The organism is Micromonospora sp. AKA38, from assembly GCF_027925725.1.
Lineage (GTDB): Bacteria > Actinomycetota > Actinomycetes > Mycobacteriales > Micromonosporaceae > Micromonospora.
Map to the genome: position 1 here is coordinate 1,938,251 of NZ_BNEI01000005.1, position 14,475 is coordinate 1,952,725.

Annotated in this window: 12 protein-coding genes; 2 read left to right on the plus strand and 10 right to left on the minus strand. The window is 73.4% G+C overall.

The window, feature by feature from the left end; genetic code table 11:
• The first annotated feature begins 111 nt into the window (after positions 1–111).
• Both TPA0908_RS25555 and TPA0908_RS25560 read left to right on the plus strand, forming a co-directional pair.
• Positions 112–2,346: a hypothetical protein gene (locus TPA0908_RS25555; RefSeq protein WP_281942036.1), complete on the plus strand. Its 2,235-nt coding sequence runs from the start codon at positions 112–114 to the stop codon at positions 2,344–2,346.
• Positions 2,340–2,867: a hypothetical protein gene (locus TPA0908_RS25560; protein WP_281942037.1), complete on the plus strand. Its 528-nt coding sequence runs from the start codon at positions 2,340–2,342 to the stop codon at positions 2,865–2,867. Before TPA0908_RS25555 ends, TPA0908_RS25560 begins: the two co-directional genes overlap by 7 nt.
• Here the strand turns inward: TPA0908_RS25560 and TPA0908_RS25565 are convergent.
• The 10 genes from TPA0908_RS25565 to TPA0908_RS25610 all read right to left on the minus strand — a co-directional run bounded on the left by TPA0908_RS25565 (position 2,864) and on the right by TPA0908_RS25610 (position 14,445).
• On the minus strand, positions 2,864–3,628 hold the full coding sequence (locus TPA0908_RS25565) for a helix-turn-helix transcriptional regulator (protein WP_281942039.1): 765 nt from the start codon (positions 3,626–3,628) through the stop codon (positions 2,864–2,866). The two genes, TPA0908_RS25560 and TPA0908_RS25565, sit on opposite strands and share 4 nt — an antisense overlap.
• A gap of 128 nt (positions 3,629–3,756) precedes the next feature.
• Complete coding sequence (locus tag TPA0908_RS25570) at positions 3,757–4,758, minus strand: hypothetical protein (protein ID WP_281942042.1); 1,002 nt, start codon at positions 4,756–4,758, stop codon at positions 3,757–3,759.
• Positions 4,759–5,023: 265 nt separating this feature from the next.
• Complete coding sequence (locus tag TPA0908_RS25575) at positions 5,024–5,944, minus strand: ROK family protein (RefSeq protein ID WP_281942043.1); 921 nt, start codon at positions 5,942–5,944, stop codon at positions 5,024–5,026.
• Entirely contained in the window at positions 5,941–7,392 is a 1,452-nt protein-coding gene (locus tag TPA0908_RS25580; protein WP_281942045.1) for an argininosuccinate lyase, read from the minus strand. Before TPA0908_RS25580 ends, TPA0908_RS25575 begins: the two co-directional genes overlap by 4 nt.
• Positions 7,389–8,360 (minus strand): amidohydrolase family protein, encoded by a 972-nt coding sequence (locus tag TPA0908_RS25585; protein ID WP_281942047.1) that lies wholly within the window; start codon positions 8,358–8,360, stop codon positions 7,389–7,391. Before TPA0908_RS25585 ends, TPA0908_RS25580 begins: the two co-directional genes overlap by 4 nt.
• Entirely contained in the window at positions 8,357–9,175 is an 819-nt protein-coding gene (locus TPA0908_RS25590) for a creatininase family protein (RefSeq protein ID WP_281942050.1), read from the minus strand. The genes TPA0908_RS25585 and TPA0908_RS25590 overlap by 4 nt, the downstream gene beginning before the upstream one ends.
• The gene (locus TPA0908_RS25595) at positions 9,172–10,956 is read right to left on the minus strand and encodes an ABC transporter permease (RefSeq protein ID WP_281942051.1); all 1,785 of its coding nucleotides are present in this window, start codon (positions 10,954–10,956) and stop codon (positions 9,172–9,174) included. The genes TPA0908_RS25590 and TPA0908_RS25595 overlap by 4 nt, the downstream gene beginning before the upstream one ends.
• A gap of 55 nt (positions 10,957–11,011) precedes the next feature.
• On the minus strand, positions 11,012–12,085 hold the full coding sequence (locus tag TPA0908_RS25600) for an ABC transporter ATP-binding protein (RefSeq protein ID WP_281942052.1): 1,074 nt from the start codon (positions 12,083–12,085) through the stop codon (positions 11,012–11,014).
• 109 nt (positions 12,086–12,194) lie between these two features.
• Complete coding sequence (locus TPA0908_RS25605; protein ID WP_281942054.1) at positions 12,195–13,244, minus strand: extracellular solute-binding protein; 1,050 nt, start codon at positions 13,242–13,244, stop codon at positions 12,195–12,197.
• Positions 13,245–13,281: 37 nt separating this feature from the next.
• Positions 13,282–14,445 (minus strand): ROK family protein, encoded by a 1,164-nt coding sequence (locus tag TPA0908_RS25610; RefSeq protein WP_281942055.1) that lies wholly within the window; start codon positions 14,443–14,445, stop codon positions 13,282–13,284.
• Positions 14,446–14,475: the final 30 nt, after the last annotated feature.

Genomic DNA, 14,475 nt, shown 5'->3' on the forward strand with positions numbered 1-14,475 from the left:
GGACCGTCCCCGGATACGCGCATGCGCGTATCGCCCGCGGCGCCTCCGATCCGCACAGTTGTCTGCGCCGATCCCCACCCGGGCGTCGGCGGACGAGGGGGGAACCGCACCATGAAACGGATACGTCGACGGCTGCGGCCGTTGCTGGCGGCGGCACTGGCCACGGTGGTCGGGGTGGCGTTCGCCGCCGCGCTGCCGGCCGCGCCGGCCGCGGCGAGTTACGGCTCCACGGTCACCGTCACGGCGAACGAGATGCACACCACGGAGTGCCTGGACCGGGTCTGGCTGGTCGTCTGCGACCCGCCGGAGCTGTTCGGCGTCGCGATCATCACGCAGGACGACGGCCAGCAGCAACGCTGTGAGATGGCGCTGCCGGCGGCCTCCGGCACGGACATCGTCGGCGACCGCACGGTCTGCGCCGGGCGGTCGGTCACCGGCAACTTCCGGGTCAACTTCGAGCTGTGGGAGGACGACTCCACCGAGGGCGGCAGCCGTGAGCAGGCCGACCTCAACCCGGGCACGGCGAAGGACTGGGCGACCACGAACCTGCTCGGCGGCCGGGCCGGGGTGTCCCGGTGGACCACCAGCGGCGGGCCGTCCCGGGCGATCTTCACGGTGACGGTCGCGGCCCGACCGACGAGCATCGCCATCTCGTCGCCGTCGCCGACCGGCACGCCGCGCGAGTTCGACCCGCGGCTCGGCGAGCGGCTGATGATCAGCGGATCGCTGTCGGTGCCGTCGGCGCTGCGGTTCACCGTCACCTCGCAGGCCACCGGGGCATCGATCGTGCTGGCCGAGGCGCCGTTCTACGGCGGCGCGTTCAACATCGACTGGGACGGCCGCTGGTCCGACGGGTCGTACGCGGCCGTGGGCGGGTACACGATCACGGTGGTCGACCCGGTCGACGCCGGCTCGGCACGGACCACCCAGGCCCGGGTCATCCAGCGGGTCGGGCTGGCGTTCACCGGCATGACCAGCCAGCCGGCCACGAACTGGCAGTACCGCAGCGGCCCGATCGTGGTGAGCGCGGTGGCGACGGCCGCCGGCACGTTCCGGATGCGGGTGACGCGCGGCGGCGTCGAGGTGTTCCGCAGCGCCGACCAGCGCCGCGCCGCCGGCCCGATCTCGTTCTCCTGGACCGGCCGGCACGCCGACGGCTCCTGGGCCACGCCCGGCAGCTACGTGTTCACGCTGGAGGGCACCGCCGACGACGGGCGGGCGTTCCCGGCCGCCTCCCGTACCGTGCCGGTCAGCGACCCGCCGCCCGGCCTGGAGGTGTACGCGCTGGCCGAGCCGGGCGTCCCGGCGGTCAACCCGCAGGCGGTGCCCGGCACGTCGATCCGCGCCAAGGTGGTCGCCACCGACCACACCGCCCGGCCGGCGGCCCGGATCACCGTGGAGATGAGCCCGGCCGGCTGGATCGGACGCCCGGTGACGCTCGCGCCCCGCGTGTTGAAGACCTGCGAGCAGACCAGCGAGTGCCAGGCGGTGATCCCGGCGGACATCCTGGCCGGCGCGGCGGTCGCCTACCGGGTGACCGCCAGCGAGGCGGACGGGGTGCCGGAGGCACGCACCGCGACGGCGGACTGGCGGATCACCGACCTGAACCCGCCGGCGCCGTCGCAGACGCCGGAGGTGACCCTGGTGCCGCTGTGGCGGGCCAGCGTGCCGGCGGTGGTGGACGGGAACGGGCGGGTGAACACCCGGCCGCTGAACCAGAGCATCGACGTGGCGTACGCGCCGGGCACCGGCTACGACACCACCACGCTGGACGGCGCGCGGCAGTTCGGCAACGCGGTGGACGACAACGCGTGGCAGTTGCTGGGCATCCGGTCGCGGGTGTTCCCCAGCTCGATCGGCACGCACTGGTCGCAGGTGGGGATCTGGGTGCAGAACGTGCCGGTCGAGGTGACGGTCAGCCCGGACGGCGACGCGTTGTGCCGGCGCGGCGCCTTCAGCCCGGTCAGCTTCGCCGAGACCAACGGCGTGCTGCACACCGTCAACTGCCGGGACAACGCCTCCGGCTCGGTGTTCAGCGCCGACTCGCCGACCGTGGGCTGGCACGAGCTGCACCACAGCGCCTACCACGAGGGCGACGAGTACTGCTGCGACGGCGGCTACTGGTACGGCGAGGGGAAGAACACCTACCACTCGTTGACGGACTGCCGGCGGGGCGGGTCGGACGCGGGCACCTGCAACGAGATCACCGACGGCGTGACCCCAACCGGCTGGTGGCGCAGCGACGGCCCGATGGCCGACGTCATGATCGACAACTCGGTCGAGCGGGCCGACGACATCCGGGCCGCCGAGGCGACCTTCGCACGATGCGGGAGAGGGCAATGCTGAACCGACGTCTCCGTACCCTGGTGGTGGCCGCACTGGCGCTGCCGTTCCTCGGGGCCGTGGCGGTCGCCTCGCAGGCCGCGCCGACGGCGGCCGGCGCGGCGCCGGTGGTGCCGGCGCCGACCGTCGACCCGGCGAACCCGACCACCGGCACCCACCTGCGGCTCGGGCTGCGCGTGTCGGCGCGGGCCGCCACCCCGACCCTGCTGGAGATCGACCGGGGCTTCCCCTCGTCGCTGCGCGACTCCGGCGGGCCGTTCCAGCTCGTGGTACGCGACGCCGCCGGGGCGGTGCTGGACACGCTGGCGCTCGACGACCCGCTCGCGGTCCGGGTGTACGACAGCAAGCGCAACGCGCACGACACGCCCCGGGTCAAGGAGGCGGACGTGGTGGTGGACCTGCCGGTCGCCGACACCGCGGCCGTGGTGGACGTGATCCTGGCCGACCGGCGGGTCGGCCAGGTCGAGATCGGGTCGCTGATCCGGGCCTGCCAGGGCGCGCCGCTGCCCTGCGCCACCATCTAGGACCGCCGGCCGGGCACCTCCAGGATGCCGAGTTCGACCGCCTTCATGACGGTGGCGACCGGCCCGGAGGTGCCCAGCTTGCGGTGCACGTGTTCCAGGTGCTTGCGGACCGTGCCGGCGGCCAGGCCCAGCCGGCGGGCGGTGGCCGGCACGGTCAGCCCGTCGGCGATGCCGCGCAGCACCTCCACCTCCCGCCCGGTGAGCGTCGCGCCGCCGGGGAGGGCGACGCCGGCGGGCAGGCAGGCCCGCCGGTGCACCGGGATCAGCGCCGGTTGCAGGCGGGTGAGCAGGTCCATCTCACGCGCGTCGAAGGCGCGGTCGCGGTTGAACTGGTACCAGCTCAGCACCGGGGTGGGCGCGACCACCAGGGTGACGGTGTGCGCGCCGATGCCACGCGGGGCGAGCACCTCGCGGTAGAGCGCGTGCTGCCGCCACTGCCGCTCCGACAGCACGTCGGTCACCTGCGCCGGCTCCCCCGGGTACCGGTGCGAGCGGCGGACCGTCGGCGCGAACAGCGGATGGTCGGTCACCTGGTGGTGCATCCGGTGGACCAGCGCCCGGTCCACCGGCCGGTCGGCGGCGAGGTCGGGCAGGCGCAGCGTGGCCAGGTCGAGTTCGGCGTAGGTGGACAGCTCGCTGTCGAGCCGGCGGGCGACGGCGGCGAGCACGGTGTCGACGAGCGCGGCGCCGCGCAGCGCCCCGATCCCGGTCGCCATCTCGCGTATCCACGCCTGGTCCGCCGCGGCGGTGGGAAGCGTCACGAGCGGACCCTAGGAGTCGGCACGGGATTCCCACGTCGGCAAGCCGACACCGGTCGCCTTCCCAACAGGAAAGGAGGGGGCCCCGCCCAACGCATTACGCATGAGCGGGGCCCCCGGTTAACACCTGCCTACTTGAGGAAGCGGTCGAGCGCCGCCTCCATGGTGCCGCTGTCCGGCGCCGCGTACGACCTCATCGTCACCTTGTTGTAGGAGATGAAGCTCGGGCAGCGGGCGGCCGGCGCGGTCACGGTGCCGCCGTCGCCGATCTTCTCGCCGGTCTTCGCCGCGTGGAACGTCAGCGTGTACCGCGAGGAGATGTAGTCGACCGTGACGGCCTTGCCGTCGCTGGCCTTGTACTGGCACTTCTTCGGCGTGCCCTCGCTGCCGTCGACCATCTTGAGGCAACCGATCACCGAGACGGTGGCGAAGTCCGCCGACTTGGCGTAGTACGGCTTCTCCGAGCTGAAGGACTTCTGCGACCAGTACGACGGCCGGTCCGGGGAGTTCGAGAAGACGTATGCCTTCGCGTTCGCCGGGGTGGTGTACGGGGCGGCGTTGAGGATCGCCCCGCCGTCGCAGACCGCGGACATCTCGCTGGAGTAGCGGGCGGTCAGCGCGTCGTTGTTGGACGGCTCGTCCGGCCCGGTCGACTCCGGCCCGGACTGGCTCGGGACGGGCGTCGAGGTGTCGGGCCCGGGAGTCGTGCTGCCGGACGCGATCGGCGTCGGGTCGTCCTTGTCGTCCCCACCGAACGCGACGTAGGCGAGCCCACCGCCGCAGCACAGCAGCGTGAGCGTCACCGCGCCGGCGGCGAGGCCGACGATCAGCCCCTTCTTCGACTTGGCCGGCGGCGGGACCGGCGCGAACGGCGCCGGCGGGGGATAGCCGGGCTGCCCCTGGTACGGCGCACCCGGCTGGGCGCCGAACGGCGCACCGGAGGCCGGCTGCGTGCCGTAGGGCGCGCCGGACGCGGGCGGCGTGCCGTACGGGGCACCCGACGCCGGCTGCTGGCCGTAGGGCGCACCGGAGGCCGGCTGCTGGCCGTACGGCGCGTTGGGGTCGGGCTGGTTGCCCCACGCTCCGGCGTTCGGGTCCGGATAACCTCCGTAGGGAGGGTGATTGTCACTCATCTGAGGTTCTTCCACCTGTCGTCCGTGGTTCCGGCGATCAACCACCCCGCAGCGTAATGACGGGTGCAAATCCGCGATCACCGAAGTTCGATCGGTCTTCACCACCGGTGCCGGGTCGGTTCCGGTGCGTGCCCGGCGCGGCGCGTGGCCCGCCCGGCGACCGCACCCCACCAGGCCGGATCCGTTGCGGCACAACGGATGTCGACGTCGGGGCCGGTCACCGGGGGTATACAAAACTGTGACACACGCTACATCGGTAAAGCGCTCAGTATGGGACGGGCACCGTGTCCCGGGCCAGCGCCAGCGCGCCGTACAACGCCGAGTCGTCGGCGAAACGGGAACGCACCACGTCGGGCGGGTGCGGCAGCGCCTCGGTCAGCCGGTCGACGAGCATCCGCCGGATCACCGCGCTGCGCGTCACGCCGCCGACCAGCACGATCCGCTGCGGATCGAGCAGCAGGCAGCAGGTCACCAGCGTCCGGGCCGCCTCGTCGACGCGGGCGGCCAGCGCGTCGCGCGCCGCGCCCGGCGCCTCGGCGGCGGCGGTGAGGCCGGCCGCCCCGTCCGGCACGCCGAGGTCGGCGGCGAGCCGGTCCAGCGCCCGGCCGGAGAAGTCCAGCTCCAGCATCGTCCCCGGCCAGGGCGCGCCGGCCACCGCGTACCCGATCTCGCCGGCCGCGCCGCGATGGCCCGGCAGCACCGCGCCGCCGACCGTCACGGCCGCCGCGATCCCGGTGCCGATGCCCACCACCAGCCCGGGGTCGACGCCGCGCAGCGCGCCCAGCCGCAGCTCGGCCAGCGCGGCGGCGTTCAGGTCGTTGTCCACCGCGACCCGGGGCACGTCCAGCGCGTCACGGACCGCGTCGGCCAGTCGCAGCCGTTCCCAGCCGGGCACGTTGGGCGCCAGGTCGATGCCGTCCGGGCGGACCACGCCGGGCGACGCCACGCCCGCGGCGGCGAGCGGGCCGCCGACCTCACCGACCAGGTCACCGGCGAGCTTCAGCGCCCGGGACAGCGCCTGCGGCGCACCCTGCTCGGCGTGCGTGGGCACCCGCCGGTGGGCCAGCAGCCGGCCGTCGGCGTCGGACACCCCGACCGCCATCTTCGTGCCGCCGAAGTCGATGCCGAGCAGCAGCCCCGGCGTGCGCGTGCCGGTGACGGACGGATCGGACAGCCGCACGGTCACCGCGCCCCCAGCTCGGCGGCCACGGCGTCCAGCAGGTCGTCCGCCTGGCGCAGCAACCCCCGGACGGCGCTCAGCCGGTCGGCGACCGGGTCGAGCGCGGCGGAGAGCACCCCCACCTGGGTACGGACCGCGCGGGCGCCCGGCCCGTCGGCCTGCGCCCGCTGGAGCACCAGCTCCGGCCGGACCGCGGCGGCGATGAGGTCGGCGACCGCCGTGTCGTCGAGCGCACCGGTGATCCCGTCGGCGGCGGCGCGGACACCGTCCGGGGTCCAGGTGTCCGGCCCGCCGTCGCGCACCAGCCGGCCGACCAGCGAGTGCGCGGCCCGGAACGGCACGCCGTGGCGGGTCAACGCGTCCGCCGCCGCGGTGGTGGTCGCGCCGGAGGCGACGATCTCCTCCCGGCTGGGCGGGCTCAGCGGCGCGATCTCGGCGAGGAAGCCGCCGACCAGCGCGAAGAACCGCTCGGCCCGGTCGTTGCTCTCCCAGAGCCGCACCTGCACGTCGGTGGTGGCGTTGTTGGAGTCCTCCCACCAGGCGGCGCCCACGTTGTTGAGCACCGACGCGGCGTCCGCCGCGGCCTGCCCGGCGTACGAGACGAGGTGCTCCAGCACCACCGGGTTGCGCTTCTGCGGCATGATGCTGCTGCCCTGGGTGAAGTCCCCCGGCGTGGTGACCCACTGCCAGCTCAGCCAGTCCATCAGCGTGCGGGCCAGCCGGGCGCCGGTGGCCAGCGCCCGCGCGTTGAGCGTGCCGACCCGGACCAGGTGGTCGGCGCCGGCCACCGCCTCGTACGAGTTGGTGACCAGGCCGGCGAAGCCGAGCAGCTCGGCCACCCGGGCCGGGTCGATGTCCAGGTCGGTGCCGGCGAACGCGCAGGAGCCCAGCGGCGAGACGTTGAGCTGGTCGATCACGTCGGCGTACGCGGCGGCCTGGTTGACAAGCGCCTCGGCGTAGCCGGCCAGCGCGTGCCCGATGGTGGTGGGCTGGGCCGGCCGGCGATGGGTGTAGCCGGTGATGACCACGTCGGCGTACCGGTCGGCCTGGGCCAGCGCGGTGCGGCCGGTGTCCAGCACCCGCTGGAGCACCTCGACGAGCTGGTCGCGCAGCAGCATCCGGAACACGCCGGCGTCCAGGTCGTTGCGGCTGCGGGCGAGCTGCACGTCCAGTTCCGAGGTGGGAATGCCGCACGCCGCGGCGAGCCGCTTCTCCAGCAGGTAGTAGGTGTCCTCGAAGCTGCCGTCGTACGCCGGCAGAGCGGTGGTGTCGGCGCGCAGCTCGGCCAGGCCGCGCAGCAGCCGGGCCCCGCGGTCGGCGGGGATCAGCCGCTGCTCGGTCAGCATCACCACGTGCGCCTGGCTGGCGCGCACCATGGCCGGGTAGAGGTGCCCGACGTGGTGGTCGTAGGTCGGGGCCAGGTGGTGGCGCTGGTAGGTGGTCAGCGTGCTCATCGGGTTTCCTTCCGGTTCGCGGTCAGGCCGAGCAGCCGCTCGGCGTTCCCGGCGAAGATCGCGCGCAGGTGGTCCTCGGGCAGGCCCAGCTCGTGGCAGACGCGGAGCTGGTCGTCGAGGTAGCGGGTGACGTAGCCGCGCGGGAACCAGGACGAGTCGCTGCCGTAGACGATGCGGTGCGGGCCGATCGTCTCGTAGCAGCGGCGGAACAGGTCCTCCAGCGTGAGCCGGTACGGCATCCAGCGCACCCACTGGTTCGAGCCGGACGTGTCGATGGAGATGTTGGGGCAGCCCCAGGCGGCGAAGAACAGCTCCTGCACGTGCTGGACGCCGAAGTGCGGCACCACCACGTTCAGCTCGGGGAACCGGCGGGCCATCCGGACCAGCTCGTCCGGGCCGCCGTACCGGCCGACGGACAAGCCGCCGGCGCTGCCGTAGTGACCGATGTGGATCAGCACCGGCACGCCGAGACGCTGGGCGGTGGCCCAGAGCGGATCGAGGTCGGCGTGGTCGAGCGGGCCGCGCAGCAGCGGCGCGAACAGCTTCAACCCGCGCAGCCCCCGCTCGGTGACCGCGCGCTCCAGCTCGGCCGCCGCGGCTGCGCCGTAGGGGTCGTGGTGGGCGAGGCCGAGCAGCAGGTCGGGGTGGCGGTCGACCACGTCGGCGAGCGCGTCGTTGCCGCCGCCGGTGACGAAGACCGCCCGGCGCACCCGTACCGCGCGCAGTTCCTCGGCCCACCGGTCCGCCTCGTCCTGCCAGCGCTCGGCGGGCGGCTCCGGGTCGGGGAAGCTCCAGGCCCGACGCCACTGCCGGGCGTACGGCGCGGACCCGGCGGCCCGCACCTCGCGTTCGTGCGTGCCGCCCGGGTGCATCCCGGCCGCGTCCTCGCAGGCGTGGATCGTCTCGTCGGCGCCGATGCGGAAGTGCAGGTGGAAGTCGACGACGTCCAGTCCCCGGTCGACGGTCACACGTCCTCCTGAGGTAGCGGGTCGGCGGTGGGCGGGGCCGGCAGCGGGGCGGCCACCCAGGCGGCCACGATCTCGCGCAGCCGCGCGCCGGCCGTGGCGCGCACCGTCCGGCCGGCCTCCTCGGTGGCCCGCGACACGTGCCCGGACCAGCCCTGCCACGGGTCGGGGCGCGACTCGACGAGCACGTACGGGTGGGTCACCGGCAGCTTGGGGCGCGGCGGCAGGTCGGTGGCGGCGTCCAGGCGTACCGTCTGCGGCGCGAAGCCGAGCACGCCGGACGTCTCGTACGCGCCGCCGTGCCCGCGGGCGACCACGTCGCCGTAGAGCGCGCCGGTCTCCGCCGGGGTGACCAGTTGGAACCAGTTGACCAGCAGCAGGCTGGCGGTGCGCCGCCCGGAGACCCACTCCATGGCGGCCCGCACGGTGGACATGTTGGCGTCGTGGCCGTTGACCACCAGCAGTCGGGGGAAACCGGCCGCCACGATGCCCTCGATCACGTCGGCGAGGTAGCCGACCGCGATCTCCGGCCGGATCGCCACCGTGCCGGGCCAGGGGCGGGTCTGGCCGGGGCAGGCCGCGTACGCGACCGGCGGGAACAGCACGCCGCGCGGGCCGGGCCCGGGCGCGGCGCTCTCGCCGGCGAAGCCCTCGGCCAGGATGAGGTCGGCGCCGAGCGGCAGGTGCGGCCCGTGCCACTCGACGGCGCCGACCGGCAGCACCGCGAAGTCGGCCGCCGCCACGACGTCGGCCAGTTCGCCGCCGGGGACCTCGGCGGCGGGCAGCAGCCCACCGCCGGCCGGCCACAGGTTCGTCACGCCGTCCACTTCGTCGCCTCCCGGGCGGCCCGGCCGCCGTTCTGCAAACGGCCGGAGACCACCATCACCACGAAGATCAACACAACCTGGAGCATGCCGTACGCGGCGGCGGTGCCGACCTCGAACGAGTACATCCGGTTGTTGATCTCCACCGAGATCGGCGCGGTCTCCGAGGTGTAGATGAGCACCGAGGCGACGAACTCGCCGACCCCGTTGACGAACGCGAGCAGCGCGCCGGCCAGCACGCCCGGCAGCATCAGCCGCAGCGTGACCGTGCCGAACGCCCGCGCCCAGGACGCGCCGAGGTTGCGGGCGGCCTCCTCCAGCGACGGGTCGAGCTGGGCCAGCGTGGCCGAGCTGGACCGGAACACCAGCGGCAGGAACCGCACGAAGTACGCCAGCGGCATGATCCAGAACGTGCCGATCAGCACCTGACCGAAACTGAACGCGTTACCGGTGCTGAACGCCGAGATCAGGTTGATCGCCACCACCGTGCCGGGCAGCGCCCAGGCCAGCATGACCGCGACGTCGAGCAGGCCACGCCCGCGGAAGTCGAGCCGGCGCACCGCGTACGCGATGAGCACGCCGACCACGACGCAGCCGACGGTGGCCAGCAGGCTCATCTGGAGCGAGTTGACGATCGGCCGGTACGCGTCCGGGTCGGAGAAGATGGTGACGAAGTTCTGCGTGGTGTAGCCGGACGGGATCACCTCGGTGGTCCACGTCCCGTCCTCGGAGAACGCCACCAGCGCGATGGTCGCCACCGGGGCCAGCAGCACCACCACGGCGAGCAGCGAGGCGGCCAGCGCCAGCCAGCGGGCGAACGGGTTGGTCAGCTCGCGGCGGTGGCTGGCCACGCCCTTGGACTGGGAGCGGTAGCTGCGCCGCCCCTCGTACCAGCGCATGCCGAGCAGGAACAGCACCGAGACGACCGCCAGCACCGACGCGTAGGTCGAGGCCATCGGCAGGTCACCGTTGGTGCGGTTGATGTAGATCTGCATGGTCATGGTGCGGTCCACCCCGAACAGCAGCGGAGCGGTGTACGACGCCAGCGACGTCATGAAGACCAGCAGCGAGGCGGAGACCAGCGCCGGGGTGAGCATCGGCAGCAGCACGGTCCGCCACACCCGCACCCGGCCGGCGCCCAGGTTGTAGGCGGCCTCCTCCACCGACGGGTCCATGCCCATCAGCGCGGCGGACGTGGCCAGGTAGAAGAACGGGTACATGGTGAACGTGTGCACCACCAGCACGCCGGCGATGCCGCTGAACGGCAGCACCGGGTTCTCGGTGCCGAGGAGCTGTTGCAGCGCCCGGGGCAGGATGCCGGTCTCGCTGTAGAGGAGCTGGAACGAGATCGCCCCGATCAGCGGCGGCAGCGCCGCCGGCACCAGGATGATCGCCTCGATGAGCCGCCGGCCGGGAAACGAGAACCGCTTCAGCAGGAACGCCATGGCCACGCCGACGACGCCGCACAGGAACACGCTCGCGGCGCTGATCATCAGCGAGGTGAGCAGCGCGGAGCGGGCCACGCCGTCGCCGGTGAGGAAGCTGGCCCAGTTCTCCGGGCCGTCCACGCCGACGCTCTCGCCGAACGTGGCGAGCATCGGCTGCACCACGTAACCGAAGAGGATCAGGACCAGCGGGAACACCAGCAGGTACGGGAACCAGCGCGAGTTGGCGTTGAGCTGCGGGCGGCGGGACCGCCGGCCGCCCGGGGGCGTCGGGTCCTCGGTGATCGGCGGGACGGTGGCCGCGCTCGGGGTCGCGGGGATGGTGCTCACAGCGTCACCTCAGTTCGCGACTGCGGGGCTCGCAAAACCGGCTCACTCCTCGCGCTCACGCCCCCACCACCCACATCCGCTCCGGCGGCAGACGCAGCCCGACCTGGTCGCCCACGGCCAGCCCGGCCGGGACGTCGATCGCGGCCACCTGCACCGGCTCGCCGGCGACGTCGACCAGCAGGTTGGTGGCCATGCCGGTGAACTCCAGCTCGGTGACCCGGCCGGGCAGCGCGCCCTCGTCGGTGGCCGAACCGAGCGTGATGTGCTCGGGCCGCACGCTGACCAGCGCGGTGCCGCCCTCGCGGAGCCCGTGGTCGACAGGCGCGGCGACCGGGACCTCCCAGCCGCCGGGCAGCGACACCGTCAGGCGCTCCGGGCCGGCGGTCACCACCGGCAGGCTGAGCACGTTGCTGCGGCCGATGAACCGGGCCACGAACGAGGTGGCCGGCCGGTGGTAGATCTCCTGCGGCGTGCCGACCTGCCGGACCCGGCCGGACTCCATCACGGCGATCCGGTCGGACATGGCCATCGCCTCGGCCTGGTCGTGGGTGACGTAGAGCGCGGTGGTGCCGGACTCCTTCTGGATCCGGCGGATCTCGACCCGGGTCTCCTCGCGCAGCTTGGCGTCGAGGTTGGACAGCGGCTCGTCGAGCAGCAGCGTGCGCGGCCGGATCACCAGCGCCCGGGCCAGCGCGACGCGCTGCTGCTGGCCGCCGGAGAGCTGGTCGATGCGGCGGTCGCCGTACCCGGCGAGGTGGACCTGCCCGAGCGCCTCGTCGATGCGGCGCTTCGCCTCGGCCCGACCGACCTTGCGGATCTTCAGGCCGTACGCGACGTTCTGGGCGACGCTCAGGTGCGGGAAGAGCGCGTAGTTCTGGAACACCATGCCGGTGTCGCGCTTGTTCGGCGGGCGGTTGGTGACGTCCTCGGCGCCGAACCGGATCCGGCCCGAGCTGGGGAAGTAGAAGCCGGCGACCATGCGCAGGGTGGTGGTCTTGCCGCAGCCACTCGGGCCGAGCAGGGTGAAGAACTCCCCCGCGCCGATGCGGAGGTCGACGTCGTCGACCGCCGCGGTGTCGCCGGCACGCGGGAAGCGCTTGCTCACCGACTCCAGCGTGACATCGATCATGATGTCTCTCCTTGCGTCCGGTAACCGGATCGGACCGGTGACGGGGTGGGTGGTGCGGGACGGCGACGGCGGGACGCCGGGCGCGCGTGGCACCCGGCGTCCCGGCCGGTCAGCCCTTGTTCTTGATCTGGCTGTTCCAGTGGTTGATCCACTCGGTCTCGTTCTTGCCGATCACGTCCCAGTCGACGTCCAGCGGCTTGAGGTTGAGCTGGGCCAGCCACTCCGGCTTCTCCGCGATGTCCACGGCCGGGATCTGGTAGTAGTCCTTGGCCAGCTCGGCGCGGAGCGAGTCGTCGAAGAGGAACTCCAGGAACTTCTGCGCGCCCTCGCTGTTGCCGCCCTTGACCTGGGCCAGACCGTCGACCAGCACCGGGGCGCCGGAGGTCGGCATCACGTAGCCGAACGGCATGTTGGCCTGGTTGGCCTGGAGCAGGATGTCCTGGAGGTTCCAGGCGCTCAGCGTGCCCTGCTGGCGGGACAGCTTCAGGTAGAGGTCGGTGGGGTTGGCGGCGTACGCGCCGGTGTTGGCGTCGAGCTTCTTCAGCCAGTCGTAGCCGGGCTGCGGGTTGCTGCCGTCCGGTGACTGCCGCACGATCATCGAGGCGTAGATCGACCGCATGGTGCCGGACGCGGCCACGTCCCGGATGATGATCTTGTCCTTGAACTCCGGCTTCAGCAGGTCGTCCCAGTCCTTCGGGGCCTGCTCCGGGGTGAGCGCCTTGTTGTTGTACATGATGACCTCGGGCAGCAGGATCTCGCCGAACCACCGGCCCTGCGGGTCCTTGTACTTCTCGTCCATCTTGTCGGCGAACGACGGCTTCCAGCTCGTGAGCAGGTCCTCGGAGGCGCCCGACGCGAGGCCCTGCTGGGTGCCGCCCCACCAGACGTCGGCCTGCGGGTTGGCCTTCTCCGCCCGGACCCGCTCCAGGATCTCCTGGGCGCCCAGGTTGAGCACCTCGACCTTGCCCTTGTACTCGGGGTACTTGGCGGTGAACTTGTCGACGACGAAGGTGGTGACCTTCTTGTCGCGGGCCGTGTAGATCGTCAGCTTCTCGGCCTCGCCGGAGCCGGAGCCGGAGTCACCGGAGCCGCCGCCGCAGGCGGTGCCGGCGGCGAGGACGGTGGCGAGCGCACCGGCGAGCAGGAGTCGACGTCTCATGGGGTACCTCCGAGGGGTGTTGTGGGGGGTGGAGCGGTCAGGGAGCGGGTAGCAGGGTGGACAGGCCGGACGCGGCGGCCGACAGCGCGTAGCTGACCGCGCCGTGCAGCACCGCCTGGTCGCCGAGGACCGCGCGGCGGACCTCGGTCGGGCTGGGCGCGCCGGCGGACACCAGCGCCTGGAGCCGGTCCACGGCGGCGTCGTCGAGGTCGGCCGCGGCGCCGCTGAGCAGCACCCGGCCCGGGTCGATCACGCAGGCGCAGGAGACGATGAGCCGGGCCCAGGCGGCGAGCACCTCGGCCAGGTACGCGCCGGCCCGCTCGTCGGCGGCGGCCAGCTCGACGAGCGCCCGTACCGGCGCGGCCGGCCGTCGGCCCGGGGCCAGGGCCACCACCCGCTCGGCGATGGCGCCGGCGGACCAGCGGGCCTCGAACGGGCCGATGCCGTCGTGCCCCCGGTCGGCCGGGTCGAGCGGCAGGAAGCCGACCTCGCCGGCCGCGCCGCCGGAGCCGCGACGGACCTGCCCGTCCAGCACCAGCCCGGCGCCGATGCCGTCGGCGACGTGCAGCAGGAGCAGGTCGGCGACGTCGGTCCCGGCGCCGGCCGCGTGCTCACCGGCGGCCATCAGGTTCACGTCGTTGTCGACCACCACCGGCACGCCGAGCCGCCGCTGCACCGACTCCCCCACCGGGCGCGCCTCGACCAGCCCGACCGAGGGGGCGAGCCGGACCGCGCCGCCGGTGGAGACGCCGGGCGCGGCGATGGCCACGCCCCGCAGCGCGGGCAGCCCGTCGCCGGCCAGTTCCGGCACGGCGGTGCAGATCAGGTCGACGATGTCGCCGGTACGCCGCACCGTGCGGTGGGCGATGACGGCGCCGTCGCTGTCGGCGATCTCGCAGCTGATCCGGGCCGGTTCCAGCGCGACGGCGGCGACCAGCTCGGCGCGGGGGTTGAACTCGAGGATGGCGCGGGGGCGGCCGGCCCGGGAGGCGCCGGGGCCGCGCTCGATCAGGTAGCCCTCGGCAATCAGGTCCCGGACCAGCGGGGTGAGCGTGGCGGGGCTCAGCCCGGTCAGCTCGGTCAGCTCGGCACGGGACAGCACCCGGGCGGAGCGGGCGGCGGAGATCACGCTGCTGCGCTTGATCTCCTTCGACCGCTCCCGGCTGACCGGGCTCGTCGGTGGGGTCACCACGTCTGTCACACTTCCTTCCTACGGCGAACGAACTATTGC